Source organism: Arthrobacter sp. AIWTK1 (assembly GCF_056680535.1).
The window spans coordinates 205,788-222,079 of the sequence record NZ_CM155287.1; the positions used below are offsets into that span (position 1 = coordinate 205,788).

Annotated in this window: 15 protein-coding genes; 8 read left to right on the top strand and 7 right to left on the bottom strand. The window is 67.4% G+C overall.

What is annotated here, in order from left to right:
- Nucleotides 1–52 precede the first annotated feature (52 nt).
- Nucleotides 53–1,189 carry a ferredoxin reductase gene (locus tag AC1MDG_RS01035; protein WP_479806915.1) on the top strand — a complete coding sequence of 379 codons (1,137 nt, stop codon included), beginning with the start codon at nt 53–55 and terminating at the stop codon, nt 1,187–1,189.
- A 13-nt stretch (nt 1,190–1,202) separates the two neighbouring features.
- The gene (locus tag AC1MDG_RS01040) at nt 1,203–2,378 is read left to right on the top strand and encodes a fatty acid desaturase family protein (RefSeq protein ID WP_479806917.1); all 1,176 of its coding nucleotides are present in this window, start codon (nt 1,203–1,205) and stop codon (nt 2,376–2,378) included.
- A gap of 83 nt (nt 2,379–2,461) precedes the next feature.
- Here the strand turns inward: AC1MDG_RS01040 and AC1MDG_RS01045 are convergent, their stop codons facing one another.
- Nucleotides 2,462–3,115, bottom strand: a complete 654-nt coding sequence (locus tag AC1MDG_RS01045) for a class I SAM-dependent methyltransferase (RefSeq protein WP_479806918.1) — start codon at nt 3,113–3,115, stop codon at nt 2,462–2,464.
- 15 nt (nt 3,116–3,130) lie between these two features.
- Complete coding sequence (locus AC1MDG_RS01050; RefSeq protein ID WP_479806920.1) at nt 3,131–5,092, bottom strand: heavy metal translocating P-type ATPase; 1,962 nt, start codon at nt 5,090–5,092, stop codon at nt 3,131–3,133.
- An 18-nt stretch (nt 5,093–5,110) separates the two neighbouring features.
- On the opposite strand from AC1MDG_RS01050, the gene AC1MDG_RS01055 reads away from it, so the two are divergent.
- The gene (locus tag AC1MDG_RS01055) at nt 5,111–5,320 is read left to right on the top strand and encodes a hypothetical protein (protein ID WP_479806921.1); all 210 of its coding nucleotides are present in this window, start codon (nt 5,111–5,113) and stop codon (nt 5,318–5,320) included.
- 65 nt (nt 5,321–5,385) lie between these two features.
- Here the strand turns inward: AC1MDG_RS01055 and AC1MDG_RS01060 are convergent, their stop codons facing one another.
- Together AC1MDG_RS01060 and AC1MDG_RS01065 are read right to left on the bottom strand one after the other, a co-directional pair.
- Nucleotides 5,386–6,882 (bottom strand): multicopper oxidase family protein, encoded by a 1,497-nt coding sequence (locus AC1MDG_RS01060; protein WP_479808993.1) that lies wholly within the window; start codon nt 6,880–6,882, stop codon nt 5,386–5,388.
- Nucleotides 6,883–6,992: 110 nt separating this feature from the next.
- The gene (locus tag AC1MDG_RS01065) at nt 6,993–7,310 is read right to left on the bottom strand and encodes an SHOCT domain-containing protein (RefSeq protein WP_479806922.1); all 318 of its coding nucleotides are present in this window, start codon (nt 7,308–7,310) and stop codon (nt 6,993–6,995) included.
- Between the two features lie 160 nt (nt 7,311–7,470).
- Between AC1MDG_RS01065 and AC1MDG_RS01070 the strand changes: the two genes are divergently transcribed.
- On the top strand, nt 7,471–8,232 hold the full coding sequence (locus AC1MDG_RS01070; RefSeq protein ID WP_479806924.1) for an SDR family NAD(P)-dependent oxidoreductase: 762 nt from the start codon (nt 7,471–7,473) through the stop codon (nt 8,230–8,232).
- A 3-nt stretch (nt 8,233–8,235) separates the two neighbouring features.
- Here AC1MDG_RS01070 and radA read toward each other — a convergent pair whose 3' ends face one another.
- Together radA and AC1MDG_RS01080 are read right to left on the bottom strand one after the other, a co-directional pair.
- Nucleotides 8,236–9,609, bottom strand: a complete 1,374-nt coding sequence (gene radA / locus AC1MDG_RS01075) for a DNA repair protein RadA (RefSeq protein WP_043476862.1) — start codon at nt 9,607–9,609, stop codon at nt 8,236–8,238.
- Between the two features lie 85 nt (nt 9,610–9,694).
- Entirely contained in the window at nt 9,695–10,822 is a 1,128-nt protein-coding gene (locus tag AC1MDG_RS01080) for an FUSC family protein (RefSeq protein WP_043476865.1), read from the bottom strand.
- A gap of 235 nt (nt 10,823–11,057) precedes the next feature.
- On the opposite strand from AC1MDG_RS01080, the gene pstS reads away from it, so the two are divergent.
- From pstS to pstB, 4 genes are all read left to right on the top strand, one after another.
- On the top strand, nt 11,058–12,179 hold the full coding sequence (pstS, locus tag AC1MDG_RS01085) for a phosphate ABC transporter substrate-binding protein PstS (protein ID WP_043476867.1): 1,122 nt from the start codon (nt 11,058–11,060) through the stop codon (nt 12,177–12,179).
- A gap of 194 nt (nt 12,180–12,373) precedes the next feature.
- Complete coding sequence (gene pstC, locus AC1MDG_RS01090) at nt 12,374–13,306, top strand: phosphate ABC transporter permease subunit PstC (protein WP_043476868.1); 933 nt, start codon at nt 12,374–12,376, stop codon at nt 13,304–13,306.
- Complete coding sequence (pstA, locus tag AC1MDG_RS01095) at nt 13,307–14,416, top strand: phosphate ABC transporter permease PstA (protein ID WP_479806927.1); 1,110 nt, start codon at nt 13,307–13,309, stop codon at nt 14,414–14,416.
- Between the two features lie 46 nt (nt 14,417–14,462).
- Entirely contained in the window at nt 14,463–15,242 is a 780-nt protein-coding gene (pstB, locus tag AC1MDG_RS01100; RefSeq protein ID WP_011690076.1) for a phosphate ABC transporter ATP-binding protein PstB, read from the top strand.
- A gap of 33 nt (nt 15,243–15,275) precedes the next feature.
- On the opposite strand, the gene AC1MDG_RS01105 is transcribed toward pstB, so the two are convergent.
- Nucleotides 15,276–16,292, bottom strand: coding sequence for an inorganic phosphate transporter (locus AC1MDG_RS01105; protein ID WP_479806929.1), 1,017 nt, complete (start codon nt 16,290–16,292; stop codon nt 15,276–15,278).

A 16,292-nucleotide genomic window follows, 5' to 3' on the forward strand; every position in this document is an offset into this window, starting at 1 on the left:
TCGTATGCCTTGGGAGAAGAAATATGCCTCGATCCAACATAAGGTTAATAACATGATCCGGCTCCGTAAGCTGGCGCGCGCCGCATCTGTACTGACCACCCCGCTAGCTCCAGAAGATATTCTGTCGCTCTTCAACCCTGTGTTCTCTGCCCGCCAGTTGCGCGGCATCGTCACCAGGGTGGTGGCCGAGACGGCCGATTCCGCCACTATCTTCTTCCGTCCAGGCCGCGGCTGGAAGGCCCACCAGGCCGGCCAGTGGGCCCGCATCGGCGTCGAACTCGACGGCGTGCGGCACTGGCGTTCCTATTCCCTGAGCGCCCCCGCCGGCCAGGATCCCGCCATCACCGTGACCGACGTTGGCGCCGTTTCCGGCGTCCTGGTGCGCAACACCCGCCCCGGTGACGTGCTGTTCCTGGCCCCGCCGCAGGGCGACTTCGTCCTTCCCGAGCACCCCCGGCCGTTGCTGATGCTCACCGCCGGCAGCGGCATCACCCCCGTGATGTCCATGGTGCGAACGCTGGTTCCGCACCGCCCGGATGCCGACGTCGTGCTGATCCATTCAGCCCGGACCCCCGAAGACAGCATCTTCCGGGAAGAACTGTCGGAGCTTGCCGACCAGTTCCCCAACTTCAAGGTCACCCACTGGTTTACGGGCGAACGCGGCCGGGTGGACTTCTCCTCTGCCGCCATGCTGGACGAACTCTGCCCGGACTGGCGCCACCGCGCAGCCTATGCGTGCGGACCCGAAGGATTCCTGGACGACGCCGAAGCACTGTGGTCCGCGGAGGCCGCTGCTGCAGCGGAGGATTCCACGCGCACCGAAGGTTCGGCCGCCGGAGAGTCCCACCAGCCGGAGGGGCCCTTTGCAGCCGACCCGATCAACCTCATCATCGAACGCTTCACCACCAGCCTCGCCGCCGGTGCAGGGCACGACGGCGGACTGGTCACCTTTGAGGCCTCCGACCGCGAGGTTGAGGCGGACGGAAGCACCCCGCTGCTGGACGTCGGCGAAGACGCCGGCGTGCTGATGCCCAGCGGCTGCCGGATGGGCATCTGCCACAGCTGCCTTACCCCCCTGCGGGCGGGGCACGTCCGCGACCTCCGCACCGGCGAAGTCCATGGCGAGCCGGGCCAACTAATCCAGACGTGTGTATCGGCAGCCGCCGGACCCGTTAACCTCGACATTTGAGGAGCACCACCGCATGGCAATAGTTACCAACCACGAAGCCGAGACCACGGAAGACGCCGTTGTGCCCGCGAAGACGCGGCGAGGGGCGCTGGCCACTTCCGGCAGCCCGCTGGTCCGTCCGCCGGCCGCAGCGCACCTCTCAGACGAGCAGGTGGCCGAGCTGGGCCGCGAACTTGATGCCATCAAGGACGACATCCTGGCCAAGCGGGGATCCTCCGACGCCGCATATATCCGCCGCATGATCAAGATCCAGCGCGGACTGGAGATCTCCGGCCGCGCAACGCTCCTGGTCAGCCGGAATAAAGCTGCCTGGATCACCGGCACCACCCTGCTGAGCCTTGCCAAGATCCTGGAAAACATGGAGATCGGGCACAACGTCCTGCACGGCCAGTGGGACTGGATGCGGGACCCGGACATCCACTCCACCACCTGGGAATGGGACTTCGTCACCCCGGCCCGCTCCTGGCAGCACACGCACAATGACCTGCACCACCGCTGGACCAACGTGGTGGGCAAGGACAACGACGTCGGATACAACCTGCTGCGGATGGACCCCCAGCAGGAGTGGAAGCCGTTCAACCTCGGCAACCCGCTCTACAACGCCATCCTGGCACCGGTCTTCGAGTGGGGCATCGCGATCTACGATCTCGAGCTCCAGGACTACAAGGAAGGCAACAAGTCCAAGGAAGCCCTGGTCAAGGACCTCAAGGCGCTCGGCATCAAGGCGCTCAAGCAGTTCACCAAGGACTACGCCGCCACCCCCGCCGTCGCAATGCTGACCGGCTCCGGCAAACAGGCGCTCTACGGCACGCTGACCGCCAACGCGGTACGCAACGTCTGGGCCCACGCAGTGATCTTCTGCGGTCACTTCCCCGAGGGGACGGACACCTTCACCGAGGAAATGGTGGAAGGGGAGACCCGCGGGGACTGGTACGTGCGGCAGATGATCGGCTCCGCCAACATCTCCGGTTCCAAGTTCATGCACCTCATGACCGGCAACCTTTCGCACCAGATCGAGCACCACCTCTTCCCGGACATTCCGTCCAACCGCTATGCCGAGGTGGCGCCGAAGGTGCAGGAGATCTGCAAGCGCTACGGCCTGCCGTACACCACGGGACCGATCTGGAAGCAGGTCGGATCCACGTGGGCCAAGGTCTTCAAGCTGGCGCTGCCGCCCAAGAAGGCCTAACCGCCGGCTCCCGGTGTGACGTGAGAGGGCGCCTGCCATTGCGGCAGGCGCCCTCTGTCATGCCCGGGACATCACGCCGGGGCTCACACCGCGACCTCACGCCGGGGCTTTGCCGCTGCACCGAGAATGTGGGCTACCCGGGGATTGCCCGGGAGGACTGAAAATCCGAAGCGTTCCACATTCTGCAGTGTGAGGCCCGCGGCTGCGATCACGCCGGCGGTGTCGCGGTTCGGATGGCATCCGCCGGCCATCCGGCTCCACAGCGGGGTGAGCAGATCCTCGGCAGCCGCCAGTACAAAGTGTGCGGAGCGGACATGCTCGTAGAACAGCAGAAGGCCGCCGGGCCGGAGGACCCGCAGCGTCTCCGTCAGGACGGCGGACTGGTCCGCCACGCTGCACAGGACCAGGCTGCAGACCACCACGTCCACGGATTCATCAGCCGCGGGCAGTGATTCCGCCACGCCGTTGTGGACCGTGATGGGTACGGGAGCCTGGATTGCCTCGGCCAGCGCCAGCGCCCGGAGCGTCGGGTCCGGTTCGAGCGCCAGCACGCTGCTCACGGCTGAAGGGTAGAAGGGGAAAGTGGCACCGTAGCCCGCGCCGATTTCGACGACGGTGCCGTGCGCTGCCTCGACGAGGCGCCGGCGGTGCTCCGCAGCCCCGCGCGCGTCCATGCGCGGGCCCACACGGGCGAAGTATTGTCCGAAGGATGAATTCCGGCGGTTGGTTTCCGGCATCGGGGGCTCCTTGGGTCAGTGTGCCTGCGCCGGATTGAGCTTCAGCCGGCGCAGCAGCTGCGCATTGAGGGCCACCACCACCGTGGACGCGGACATCAGCACGGCACCGGCTGCGGGGGACAGGACAATCCCGGCGAAGGCCAGCACGCCGGCCGCCAGCGGCACCGCAATGATGTTGTAGCCCGTGGCCCAGACGAGGTTCTGCCACATCTTGCGGTAGCTCGCCCGCGAAAGGTCCACCATGGAGAGGACGGCCCGGGGATCGTTGCCGGCCAGGACCACGCCGGCGGACTCCATGGCCACGTCGGTCCCGCCGCCGATCGCTATGCCCACTTCGGCGCGGGCCAGGGCGGGGGAGTCGTTGACGCCGTCACCCACCATGGCCACCCGGAGTCCGCGGCCCTGGAGCTCGGCGACTTTTTTGTCCTTGTCCGCGGGGAGGACTTCGGCGAAGACCTCGTCGATCTGGAGGTCCGCCGCGACGGCCTGCGCCACCTGCCGGGCATCCCCGGTGATCATGGCCACCTTGATTCCGCGGTTCTGCAGGGCCGCGACGGCCTGCCGGGATTCCGGACGGACGGCGTCTTCGAGGCTGACGGCGCCAAGGACCCGCCCGGCGTCGTCCACTACATGGAGGACAGCTGCGCCCCGGTCCATCCAGGCTGCTGTAACGGCAGCGAGCGTCGGCGGCTCGGCGGCACCCAGTTCGCGGAGGAGGGCGGGACCGCCCACGTATACGGTCCTGCCATCGATGCCGGCACGGACACCGCGGCCGGTCATGGAACTGAAGTCCCTGGCCTCCGGGACGGTGAGCCCGCGCCCGCGGGCGGCCGCGACGATGGCGCGTGCCACCGGGTGCTCGCTGTCCGATTCCACGGCTGCGGCAAGTGCCAGGAGCCCGTCCCGGTCCATCCCCTCAACCGCGGCCACTTCCTTCAGCTCGGGCTCGCCCTTGGTCAGGGTTCCGGTTTTATCGAAAAGCACGACGTCGACGGTCCGCATGCGCTCCAGTGCCATCCGGTTTTTGATCAGCACGCCGGCCCGGGCTGCGCGTTCGGTGGAAATGGCGATCACCAGCGGGATGGCGAGCCCCAGCGCGTGGGGGCAGGCAATGACCAATACCGTAACGGTGCGTGTCACGGCGTCGGGAACACTGCCCAGCAGCGTCCAGACGACGAAAGTGATGACGCCTGCGCCTGCGGCGAAGTAGAAGAGGAACGCCGCTGCCCGGTCCGCGAGGGCCTGGGCCCGGGAGGACGACGCCTGCGCTTCGGCAACAAGCCGCTGGATTCCGGCCAGGGCCGTGTCCTCGCCGATGGCGGTCACCCGAACCCTGACCGCGTTGTCCGTGGCGATGGTTCCGGCCACCACCGGGTCTCCCGGCGAACGCAGGACGGTCTTGGACTCGCCCGTGATCATGGATTCATCGAACTCCGCCTGCCCGTCGCTGACAGTGCCGTCCGCCGGCATCCGGCCGCCCGAGCGGACCAGGATGAGATCGCCGGACCGGAGTTCGGACACGCTGACGGTCTCGGTGCCCGCGTCCGTGATACGTTCAGCTTCGTCCGGAAGCAGGGCCGCCAGGGCATCCAGGGCCCCCTGGGCCGAACCCAGCGCCCGCATCTCGATCCAGTGGCCCAGCAGCATGATGGCAACGAGCAGCGCGAGCTCCCACCAGAAGTCCAGGTCGAATCCGCCGAGCCCCAGGCTGGTGGCCCAGGACGCGACGAACGCCACCGTGATGGCCATGCCGATGAGGAGCATCATGCCGGGTTTCCGGGACTTGAGCTCGTTGAGCCCGCCGCGGAGGAACGGCTGGCCTCCGTAGACGAAAATCACGGTGCCCAGGAGCGGCGGGATCCAGATGGAGCCAGGGAATACCGGCGGCATGTAGCCCAGCAGGTGTCCGAACATCGGGCTGAAGTAGACCACCGGCACAGCCAGGGCAAGGGTCAGCCAGAACCTGTTCTTGAACATCGCTACACTGTGCCCGGCATGCTGGCCGTGGCTGTGGACCATGTGTTCATCGTCAACCGGCCCGCTGCCGCCGGGCTGGTGGCCGGCGGGGTGCCCGCCCTGGCCATGCAACTGGTGGTTGCCGTGATCCGGCAGCGCGGACTGGCCGGCGTGTTGCGGGCCCGGATCTGTTTGCCCGGTGTGCAGTTGGCCTGCACCGTGGCGGGGTTCCATGATGTGCTCCTTTGAGACGTCACCTTGGTTGGCGTTGATCTACCGCCAATATACCCCCAGGGGGTATAAACCGCAAGGGTCTAGCGGACGTCGATGACGCCCATCATTCCGAGGTCCTCGTGGTCAAGGATGTGGCAGTGGTAGACGGACCGGCCCACGAAGTCGTTGAAGGCCACGCGGACCTTCACCCGGCCCTGCGCCGGAACGTTGACGACGTCCCGCCACTCCGGCCGGTCCGGGGCGCGGCCGCCCTCCTCAATGACCTGCATCGGCCAGACATGCAGGTGGAACGGGTGGTCCATGGGGCTGGGATTGGTCAGGGTCCATTCCTCCACGCTTCCTGCCGCCACCGTGGTGTCCGTCCTCGCCTCGCTGAACTCCCGGCCGTTGATGGTGAAGCCCATCATGGCCCCGCCCATTCCCATGCCTGCGCCGGAGGAGAGCGTGAGCTGCCGGTGCGCTGCCACTGCGGCCGTCCGCAGGTCGTCCGGTTCCCGGGCCGACGGCAGCGGCGGCGACGACGGGGACGGCAGCGGCGACGGGGAAGTTCCGGGGCTTCCCGCGACGCGCAGGGTGGCCAGCGCCGCGCCGGCCGCATCCGGTTGGCCCGTCCGCCGGGGGCCGGGTCCCGGGCCCATCATGCCGGCCATGCTGCCGCGGTCGTAGTACGCGGCACGCAGGATGGAATCTCCGGCCGCTGTGGTGACCAGCACGTCTGCCCGGTTGCCCGGTGCCAGGAAGAGTTCCTCCACCGGCGACGGCGTGCGGAACCGACCCGAATCCATCCCCAGCAGCTGAAGCTGCTGGCCGTCAAGCCGCAGCGCGAGATAGCGGGCCACGCAGGCGTTGATGATGCGCCACCGTTCGCGCTGGCCCGGCACGGCGGTGAACTCGGGATTGCTCTGGCCGTTGACCAGGATGAGTTCGCCCTCCCTGCCCAGCATCCGCTCCATCTGTGACACGCGGACAACGTTCCCGCCGCCGTCCAGGGTGGTGTCGGAAATGACCAGGACGCGTTCGGTGCTTGCCGGAGCGGGTTCCGGGTCCTCCACGATGATCGCGCCAAAGAGGCCGGCGAAGACCTGGTCGGCAACCATGCCGTGGTGGTGCGGGTGGTACCAGTACACTCCGGGAGGGTGGTCCGCCGGGAGCCGGTACTCGTAGTCATGGGCGGCGCCCGGATTTACCACAACGAAAGGGTTGTCCCCGGCGCCCTCGGGGGAGACGTGGAGTCCGTGGACGTGCAGGTTGGTGGGCTGGTCAAGGTTGTTGGCCAGCCGGACGCTCAGAACATCGCCCCGCCGCAGGCGGAAGGTCGGGCCGGGAATCCCGCCGTTGTAGCCCAGGGCCCAGGCCTGCTGCCCGGCCAGCTGAATCCGGGCTGCGGCAGCTTCGAGCCGCACCTCCAGCCGGCCGCCGGTGCTGCGCAGCTCGGAAGGCTGCGACAGTTCAGCTCCTGCTGCCGGGGCGGTCCGGGATGATGACCGGGAAGCCAGCGACCACCACAGCCCGGCGCCGCCGGCTGCGGTGGCCGCCGCTCCGAGTCCGCCCAGGAGCAGCGCGCCGCGCCGGCTCATGGGACGGCGGGCGGGACGGCCAGCCACTGGTTCGCGGCTTGGTTCGGCGCCGGGCTGCCGGCGCGGTTCCCTGTCCGGCTGCGGGCCCGGTGGCGTGCTGGCAGGCGGCACTAGGGTTCCTCGCCAAGTGCTCTGACCTGCTCGCGGTACTCGTCGGCGGTCACTTCCCCTTTCGCGAACCGTTCGTCCAGGATCTGCCGGGCCCTGCTGCGGCCAAACCCGGGACCGCCCTGCCCGGGACCGCCGGGTCCCGGCCAGGGACCCGCTCCCGGGTGGTCGGAAGGGGTGAATCCACCACCCTGGTACCCGCCGCGGCCGCCACCGGAGAACACCCGCACGGCAACCAGCACCAGAAGGGCTATGCCCACCAGCATCAGCAATCCCCACAGCCACATCCAGCCCATGTCCGGACCATAACCCCACATCATCGCTGTTCCTTCCGTGGCCTGCAGTCCATACCCCTAGGGTGCGCGCGCTTCGGAGACTCCACTAGGGTCCTAAGTCGCTTGTGGAGGACTGTCTTCAGGGCGGAGCCTGTAACCATAGCCGCGCCCCTGCCGGGGGCCAACCTTCGCCGAGGAGCAGGCCATGCCGCCAGCCGCGTACCCGTCCCGCTTCGCGGGCAAGACTGTCATCGTGACCGGAGCGGGCTCCGGCATCGGACTGGCCACCGCCACCCGCCTGGCCCATGAAGGCGCCAGGGTCATCGCCACGGACGTTGTGGGGCAGCGGCTCACGGACCTTGCCGCCGGCCTGCCGGATTTCGACGTCGTCACGGTCGCCGGAGACGTTGCCGAACCGGAGACCACCGCTGCGATTGTGGCTGCGGCCGACGGCCGGGTGGACTGCCTGGCGAACGTCGCGGGGATCATGGACGCCTTCCTGCCGCCCGCCGAGGTGGACGATGCCACCTGGGACAGGGTGTTCAGCGTCAACCTGACCGACCCCATGCGCCTTACCCGCGCGGTCCTGCCCATGATGCTGGCGGCCGGAACGGGAACCATCGTGAATGTTGCGTCCGAGGCGTCGCTCCGGGCATCAGCTTCCGGCGTTGCCTACACGTCGTCCAAGCATGCGCTGGTGGGCTTCACCAAGAGCGTGGCGTTCTTCTACGGACCCCAGGGCATCCGGGCGAACGCGGTGGCACCGGGGGCTGTTGCCACCAATATCGAGGCTCCCTGGAAGTCGGACTTCGCGGCCGGGCGGATCGGCCCCATCCTCCAGGCCACTGTGGGCTCTGTGGCACAGCCCGCCCAGCTCGCCGCAGCCATCACCTGGCTGCTGAGCGAGGACTCGGCCAACGTCAACGGCGCGATCCTGCCCAGCGACGGGGGCTGGTCCACCATCTGACGCTCAGCTGATGAGCAGGCTCAGGGCCTCGGTCAGGTGCCCCACTTCCCGGACGGAGAAACCGGCCGGAACAGGCCCCGGGCCGTTGGGGCTTGCCGGGACCACAGCGTGGGTGAACCCCAGCCGGTGGGCTTCCTGGATGCGCTGGTTGATGCCCGGAACGGGACGCACTTCCCCGGCCAGTCCCACTTCGCCGAACGCGATCAGCCGGATGGGCAGCGGCTTTTTCGCCTTGGCCGAGGCCACTGCCAGGGCCACGGCAAGGTCGGTTGCCGGTTCGCTCAGCTTCACGCCGCCCACCGTTGCCACGTACGAGTCATCCTTGTGCAGCAGGCAGCCGGCGCGCTGCTGGAGCACGGCCAGCAGCATGGCCACCCGGGAGCTGTCCAGGCCGCTGGTGGCACGCCGGGGCTGCGAACTGGCGCTCTCGGCCAGAAGGGACTGCACCTCTGCCAGCAGCGGCCGCCGGCCTTCCAGGGTCACCGTGATGCACGTGCCGGACACGGGCTCCTTGGTCCGTGAGACGAACAGGCCGCTGGGATCGGCAAGGCCCACGATGCCGTCCTCGTTGAGGTCGAAGCAGCCGACGTCGTCCGTGGGCCCGTACCGGTTCTTCACGGCCCGCAGCAGCCGGAGCCGCGAGTGGCGCTCGCCTTCGAACTGGCAGACCACGTCCACCAGGTGCTCCAGGAGGCGGGGGCCGGCGATGGAGCCGTCCTTGGTCACGTGCCCCACCAGGAGCGTGGTCATGTTGCGGCGCTTGGCCGCGGCGATCAGGGAGGCGGCCACCTCGCGCACCTGGGAGACGCCGCCGGCGCTGCCATCGACGTCCGCGCTGCTGAGCGTCTGGACGGAGTCCACCACCAGCAGCCGCGGCTCCAGCTTCTCCACCTGCCCGAGGGCCTGGCCCAGGTCTGTTTCAGCCGAAAGGTAGAGGGACTCCGCGACAGCATCGATCCGGTCCGCCCGCAGCTTGACCTGTGCAGCGGACTCCTCACCCGTGATGTAGAGGACGTCCTGCGCCGTGCGGGCGAACTTGGCCGCAACGTCCAGGAGTAGCGTGGACTTGCCCACGCCGGGTTCGCCGGCCAGCAGGATCACGGCGCCCGGAACCAGTCCGCCGCCCAGCACGCGGTCCAGTTCGTCCACACCCGTGGGGAGGAACGCGGCGGTGGTGGCATCGACGTCGGCGATCCGGCGGGCAGGCTCCAAAACGGTGGTGGCCGCCGTCGTGCGCGCAACGGCGGCGCCGGTTTCCTCAACGGTGCCCCACGCCTGGCACTCGCCGCAGCGCCCCACCCATTTGACGGTGGTCCAGCCGCATTCGGCGCATTTGTAGGCCGGGGCTTTGGACGCCCGGGAAGTCTTGGTTGCCATTGCTCCACACTATCCGGGGGCAGTGACATCCCGGCGCCAGCTTGTCGGGATCCTGGTTCCGACGAGCCCAACCACCGGGCCCTTGCTACAGCGGCGGGAGGATGTCCCGGGCCTCCCGGGAGTCCATTCCGCTGGCTTCGAGCAAGTCCACCATCAGCGGGCGGAACAGCATGACCACCGTTTCGCCCTCGAGGCGCTGGACTTCCAGCAGCTTCGGGTGCAGGCGCAGTGCGATCGCGCTCAGGTCCTGCCGGGCCGTCCGGAGATGGGCCCGCCGCGCGCCGTCGTGCGTTTCGGCAAGGCCCAGGGACAGTTCGTCGATGGCGGCAGCGGTTTCCTGCAGCACCTCGGCGATGTTTTCGGTGGCTTCGTCGGACAATGCGGCATGGTTGATGGCGCTGGTCAGCCGACGGGCGAAAACCCGGCTGTTACGGAGCGCGAGGTCGATGAAGTCCAGCGACTGCTCCAGCCGGTCCAGCTCATCCCGGTGCCTGCGGTACGCCGGTGCGAGCGTGGCCACTTCACCGGAAGCGCGGAGGGTATGGCGCATCGCGTCCACCAGGGGCTGGCAGTTCCGGCCGCGGATCAGGGCATGCCATGCCTGGGTGGAGTCGCTTTTAAGTAGGGCCTGGGCGCATTCGCGCAGCACCTCGGCGAGCTCGTGCAGCAGTTTCCGGACGTCCTTGCGCGGTTCCCGCCGGGGATCCTTGGGGATGAGGATGGTGACCAGCAGCGCGAACAGACCGCCCACTATCGCATCGATGCTGCGGGTGAACGGGCCGCCGGCGGGCGCCGGCAGCAGCACCACCAAGAGCGACTGCAGCCCCAGCTGCGTGGTGAAGATGTTGCCGCTGTCCAGGAAACGCGCCAGCAGGATGGAGGTGAGTAGCACGACGGCGGCCACCCAGATGTCGTCGCCCAGCCAGTGCAGGAGCAGGTCGCCCACCGCAATGCCGATGGTGCAGCCCAGGCCCACCTCAACCACCCGGCGCAGCCGGGGCTCCCGCGAGAAGCCCAGCGCGATCAGCGACGACGTCGCCGCGAAGAGGGGACCCGAATGCCCCAGTACGTACTCGGCGAAGGCATAGGCCCCCACGGCGCACCCGGTCATCTGGACGGCGGGGATCAGAGAGTTGCGGCTCCGGACCAGGCCGGTGCGGATGCGGCCGCGCAGGAAACGCCCGCTTGCTGAAAGTCCTGCTGGGATGGCCATGCGTTCCAGTCTATTCACTGGCGTTGCACTACGGCCGGAGATGTGATGTGCGCAATGGCGACGCTGCACATGTAAGCCGATGTCCCGCCGTCGTTAACCTTCCGTTCACCTTGGTCCCCACATCCCGTTACCTGAGGCCCATAACTTCAATAAAGGTACAAAAAGTACGCAACTTCTTATGTTCGGACGTCTCCGGTCCGCTACGCATCAGAAATCCCTGGAAGGGGTACATCTAGTGAAGGCACTCCGCTTCGGCCGCCACGCGGCTATCGCTGTCATCGCAGCCGGCGCACTCGCGCTCACCGCCTGTGGCTCAGACAACGCCACGAACACGGCACAGTCCGGCGCTCCCTCTGCCACGGGCGCCAAGGTCACCGGCACGCTGACCGGCATCGGTTCCTCCGCCCAGGGTGCGGCCATGGACGTATGGAAGACCAACTTCGCGTCCGCCAACCAGGGTGCCTCCGTGCAGTACTCCCCGGATGGATCCGGCGCGGGACGCAAGGCCATCATCGACGGTTCGGCCCAGTTCGCCGGTTCCGACGCCTACCTCAAGGATGAGGAGCTCGCCAGCTCCAAGGAAAAGTGCGGCCCCGAGGGCGCCATCAACATCCCGGTTTACATCTCTCCGATCGCCATCGCCTTCAACATCCCGGATGTCAAGGAACTGAAGCTGGACGCCGCCACCGTGGCCAAGATCTTCCGCGGCGAAATCGCCAACTGGAACGATCCCGCGATCGCGGCTTTGAACCCCGACGTTAAGCTGCCGGACCTCAAGGTCACGCCGGTCAACCGTTCCGATGACTCCGGCACCACCAGCAACTTCACCGACTACCTGGCCGCCGCAGCTCCGGAGGCCTGGACCGACAAGGCTTCCGGCGTGTGGCCGGCATCCCTGAAGGGTGAGAACGCCAAGGGCACCTCCGGTGTGGTCAAGACCGTCACCGACACCCCGGGCGCCGTAACCTACGCCGATGACTCGGCCGTCAGCGGCAAGCTCGGCATCGCCCAGATCAAGGTGGGCGAAACCTTCACCAAGATTTCCGCCGAAGCTGCTGCCAAGGCCGTCGACGCCGGCAAGCCGGTGGAAGGCCGTTCCGCCAACGACCTTTCCATCAAGTTGGACCGCAAAACCACCATCGAAGGCGCCTACCCGGTTGTCCTGGTCTCCTTCCACGTGGTGTGCTCCACCTACGCCACCCAGGAAACCGCTGACCTGGTGAAGGCCTTCGAAAACTACGTAGTGTCCGACGCCGGCCAGCAGGCCGCAGCGGACGCGGCGAAGTCCGCTCCCCTCTCCAAGGACCTCCAGGAGAAGGCTGCCAAGGCCATCGACTCCATCAAGGTCAAGTCCTAGGGTTTTCACTGCACAGCAAGGCATAGTGGAAACACGAGCCTGAGCCAGGTTCCCTGTCCCGGACGGGGCGGTCACAGACCGTCGCGCGGGGCAGGGAACCTCGGTGTTTGTCCGAAGTACAGCCAGTTTCACCGCTGCTTGCCGGGTCAGCCCGGACCAGGCAGTCGGTTCTATTCGAACCCAGAGGATCGTTTGTGACCACCACCTCCCTGACACAGTCCCGGGGCGCAGGACGCGCCGGAGACAAGGTCTTTTCCGGAGCCGCCCTGGCCGCAGGATGCCTGATCCTTGCCGTGCTCTTCGGCGTGGCCCTGTTCCTGGTAGTCCAGGCGATCCCTGCCCTGGTGGCTTCGCCGGACAAGATCCAAGGCGGCGAAGGCTTCTTCGCGTACATCTGGCCGATCGTCATCGGCACTGTGATCGCAGCCGTCATTGCCCTGGTCATTGCCACCCCCGTGGCCATCGGGGTCGCGCTCTTCATCTCGCACTTCGCGCCGCGCGGCCTGGCCTCCGGCCTGGGCTACGTCATCGACCTCCTGGCCGCCATCCCGTCGGTGGTCTACGGCGCCTGGGGCGCCGCGTTCCTGGCCAGGGAAATCTCCCCGGCCTATGACTGGCTGGCCAACAACATGGGCTGGCTGCCCATCTTCCAGGGCCCCGCGTCCGCCACCGGCAAGACCATCCTGACCGCCGGCATCGTGCTGGCCGTGATGGTCCTTCCCATCATCACCTCCCTGAGCCGCGAAATCTTCCTGCAGACCCCCAAGCTGCACGAGGAAGCCGCCCTGGCCCTGGGTGCCACCCGCTGGGAAATGATCAAGATGGCCGTTCTTCCGTTCGGCCGCCCGGGTATCGTCAGCGCCGTGATGCTGGGCCTGGGCAGGGCCCTCGGCGAAACCATGGCCGTTGCGCTGGTACTGTCCTCCGGCGCCCTCACCGCCAGCCTGATCCAGTCCGGCAACCAGACCATCGCCGCCGAAATCGCCCTGAACTTCCCGGAGGCCAGCGGCCTGAAGGTGAGCACGCTGATCGCGGCGGGCCTGGTCCTGTTCGTCATCACGCTCGGCGTCAACATGATTGCCCGCTGGATCATCAGCCGGCACAAAGAATTCTCGGGAGCCAACTAAATGACCTCCACCCTCACCCCGGTCCGGAAGCGCTCCGCGCTCACCAAGGGTCAGCTGCCCAAGTTCGCGCCGTACATCGTCCTGGCCCTCGCGCTGGTGGTCGCCGCCGCCATCATGGCCGTGATCGGCTTCAATGCGTTCGGTTGGGGCATCGTCTCCGCCATCCTGTTCACGGCCGGGCTGGTGGGCTGGAGCGCCGCCGTCGAAGGAGGCCGCAAGGCCAAGGACAAACTGGCCACGTGCCTGGTGGTCGGTTCCTTCCTGGTGGCCCTGCTGCCGCTGATCTCGGTGATCTGGACCGTCCTGGTCAACGGGCTCCCCGGCCTCCTGGACCCGGGCTTCCTCACCACCTCCATGAACGGTGTCACCGGCGCCTTCGACAACAAGAGCGTGGAGGAAGGCGCACCCGTTGTGGGCGGCATCTACCACGCCCTTCTGGGCACCATCCAGATCACCCTGCTGGCCACGGTTATCTCGGTTCCGGTGGGCCTGCTGACCGCGATCTACCTCGTGGAGTACGGCGAGGACCGCCCGCTGGCCCGCGCCATCACGTTCTTCGTGGACGTCATGACGGGCATCCCCTCGATCGTGGCCGGCCTCTTCGCCGCCGCCTTCTTCTTCGCCGTGGTGGGGCCCGGCACCAAAACGGGGGCTGTGGCCGCCGTCGCGCTTTCCGTCCTGATGATCCCGGTGGTGGTGCGCTCCAGCGAGGAAATGCTCAAGATCGTCCCCAACGAACTCCGTGAAGCGGCGTACGCACTGGGCGTCCGCAAATGGCGCACCATCCTCAAAGTGGTCATTCCGACGGCGATCTCCGGCATCGCGTCCGGCGTCACCCTGGCGATTGCCCGCGTGATCGGCGAAACCGCCCCGATCCTGGTGACCGCGGGCTTCGCCACCAACATCAACAGCAACGTGTTCAGCGGCTGGATGGCCTCGCTGCCCACGTTCATCTACACCCAGATCCTGAACCCCACCTCGCCGTCCAACCCGGATCCGTCCTCGCAGCGGGCCTGGGGTGCCGCGCTGGTGCTCATCATCCTGGTCATGCTGCTGAACCTCGGCGCACGGCTCATCGCCAGGATCTTCGCACCCAAGACCGGCCGCTAGCTCCGCCGGTAAAATACAATTCGTATCCAGCAAGTGAAGGAATACCATGTCTAAGCGCATCGACGTCAAGGATTTGAACGTCTACTACGGCAAGTTCCTGGCCGTTGAGGACGTCAACATCAACATCGAAGCCAAGTCCGTCACGGCATTCATTGGCCCGTCCGGCTGTGGCAAGTCCACGTTCCTGCGGACGCTGAACCGCATGCACGAAGTGATTCCGGGCGCCCGGGTTGAAGGCGAAGTTCTGCTGGACGGGGACAACCTCTACGGCCCCGGCGTGGACCCTGTGACCGTTCGTTCGCAGATCGGCATGGTGTTCCAGCGGCCCAACCCGTTCCCCACCATGTCCATCCGGGACAACGTCCTGGCCGGCGTCAAGCTGAACAACCAGAAGATCTCCAAGGGCGAGGCTGATGCCCTCGTGGAGCGCTCCCTGCAGGGCGCCAACCTGTGGAACGAAGTGAAGGACCGCCTGGCCAAGCCCGGATCCGGACTCTCCGGCGGCCAGCAGCAGCGCCTTTGCATTGCCCGCGCCATCGCCGTGGAACCGCAGGTCATCCTGATGGACGAGCCCTGCTCCGCGCTGGACCCCATTTCCACCCTGGCCATTGAGGACCTCATCAACGACCTCAAGGACCAGTACACGGTGGTCATCGTCACCCACAACATGCAGCAGGCCGCGCGCGTCTCGGACCGGACCGCGTTCTTCAACATCGCCGGGACCGGCAAGCCGGGCAAGCTGATCGAGGTAGGCGACACCCACACCATCTTCAGCAACCCCACCCAGAAGGCCACGGAAGACTACGTCTCAGGCCGCTTCGGATAAGCCCCGGCCCCCGGTGGTTGAGCTTGTCGAAACCTAAAGCCCGGTGAGGGGCGAGAGCGAAAGCTCCAGCACGAAGGCCGCCCCCGCCGTCACCACCGGGGTGAGGACCCAGAACGCCAGGATCCGGAGCACCAGCCTGCGGTTGGTGACCGGGAAGCCCTGGTTGCTGCCGGCCCCCAGCACGGCCGCCGTCACCGTGTGCGTGGTGGAAACCGGCCATTGCAGCCCGATCGCCCCGAGCAGCAGGAGAACGGAGCTGTAGAGCTGTGCCACGAAGCCCCGCAGCGGGTCGATCCGGGTGAGCTTGTAGCCGATGGTGTAGGAGATGCGCCAGCCTCCGGCCAGGGTTCCGGCCGTGAGCATCGCCGCGGTAAGCAGCGGCACCCAGCCGGGTAGGCCCGCGCCGTCGGACAGCCCCGCGGCGAGTAGCGCCAGGAGCAGCACCGCGCCGGTCCGCTGCCCGTCCTGCAGGCCGTGGCCGAAGGCCACCGCTCCGGCAGCAATGGCCTGGGTGCGGCGCGACCGGCTGTTGACCACGTTGGGCGGCGTGTAGCGGGCCGCCCAGGTGGCAGGCCACACCAGCAGGTAGGCGCCGACGAACGCTATGACGGGGGACAGCAGGAGGGGCAGCACCACCTGGAACAACAGGGAGTTGTTCACTCCGTCCACGGCATTGCCGCCCACCAGCACGCTGGCAAGGCCTCCGCCGGCCAGCCCGCCCACAAGGGCATGCGTGGAGGAGGACGGAATGCCGCGCCACCAGGTGTAAATGCCCCATACGACGGCGCTGAGCAGGCCGGCGAGGAGGATGGTCAGGCCGTTTTCGCCCGGCGGCAGCGAGATCCAGGTCCGGCTGACCTGCAGCGCCAGGAGCCCGCTCAGCCCGGCGCCGACGAAGTTGAAGAGGGCGGCCAGCAGGACGGCGACCGTGGGCGTCAGGGCCCGGGTACGCACGGCCAGGGCCACGGACGTCGACGCGTCCCTGAAACCGTTCAGGAAGGCGAATGCGGAGGCAAACAGCGCCACCACGACGAAAAAGAACAGGGTCAC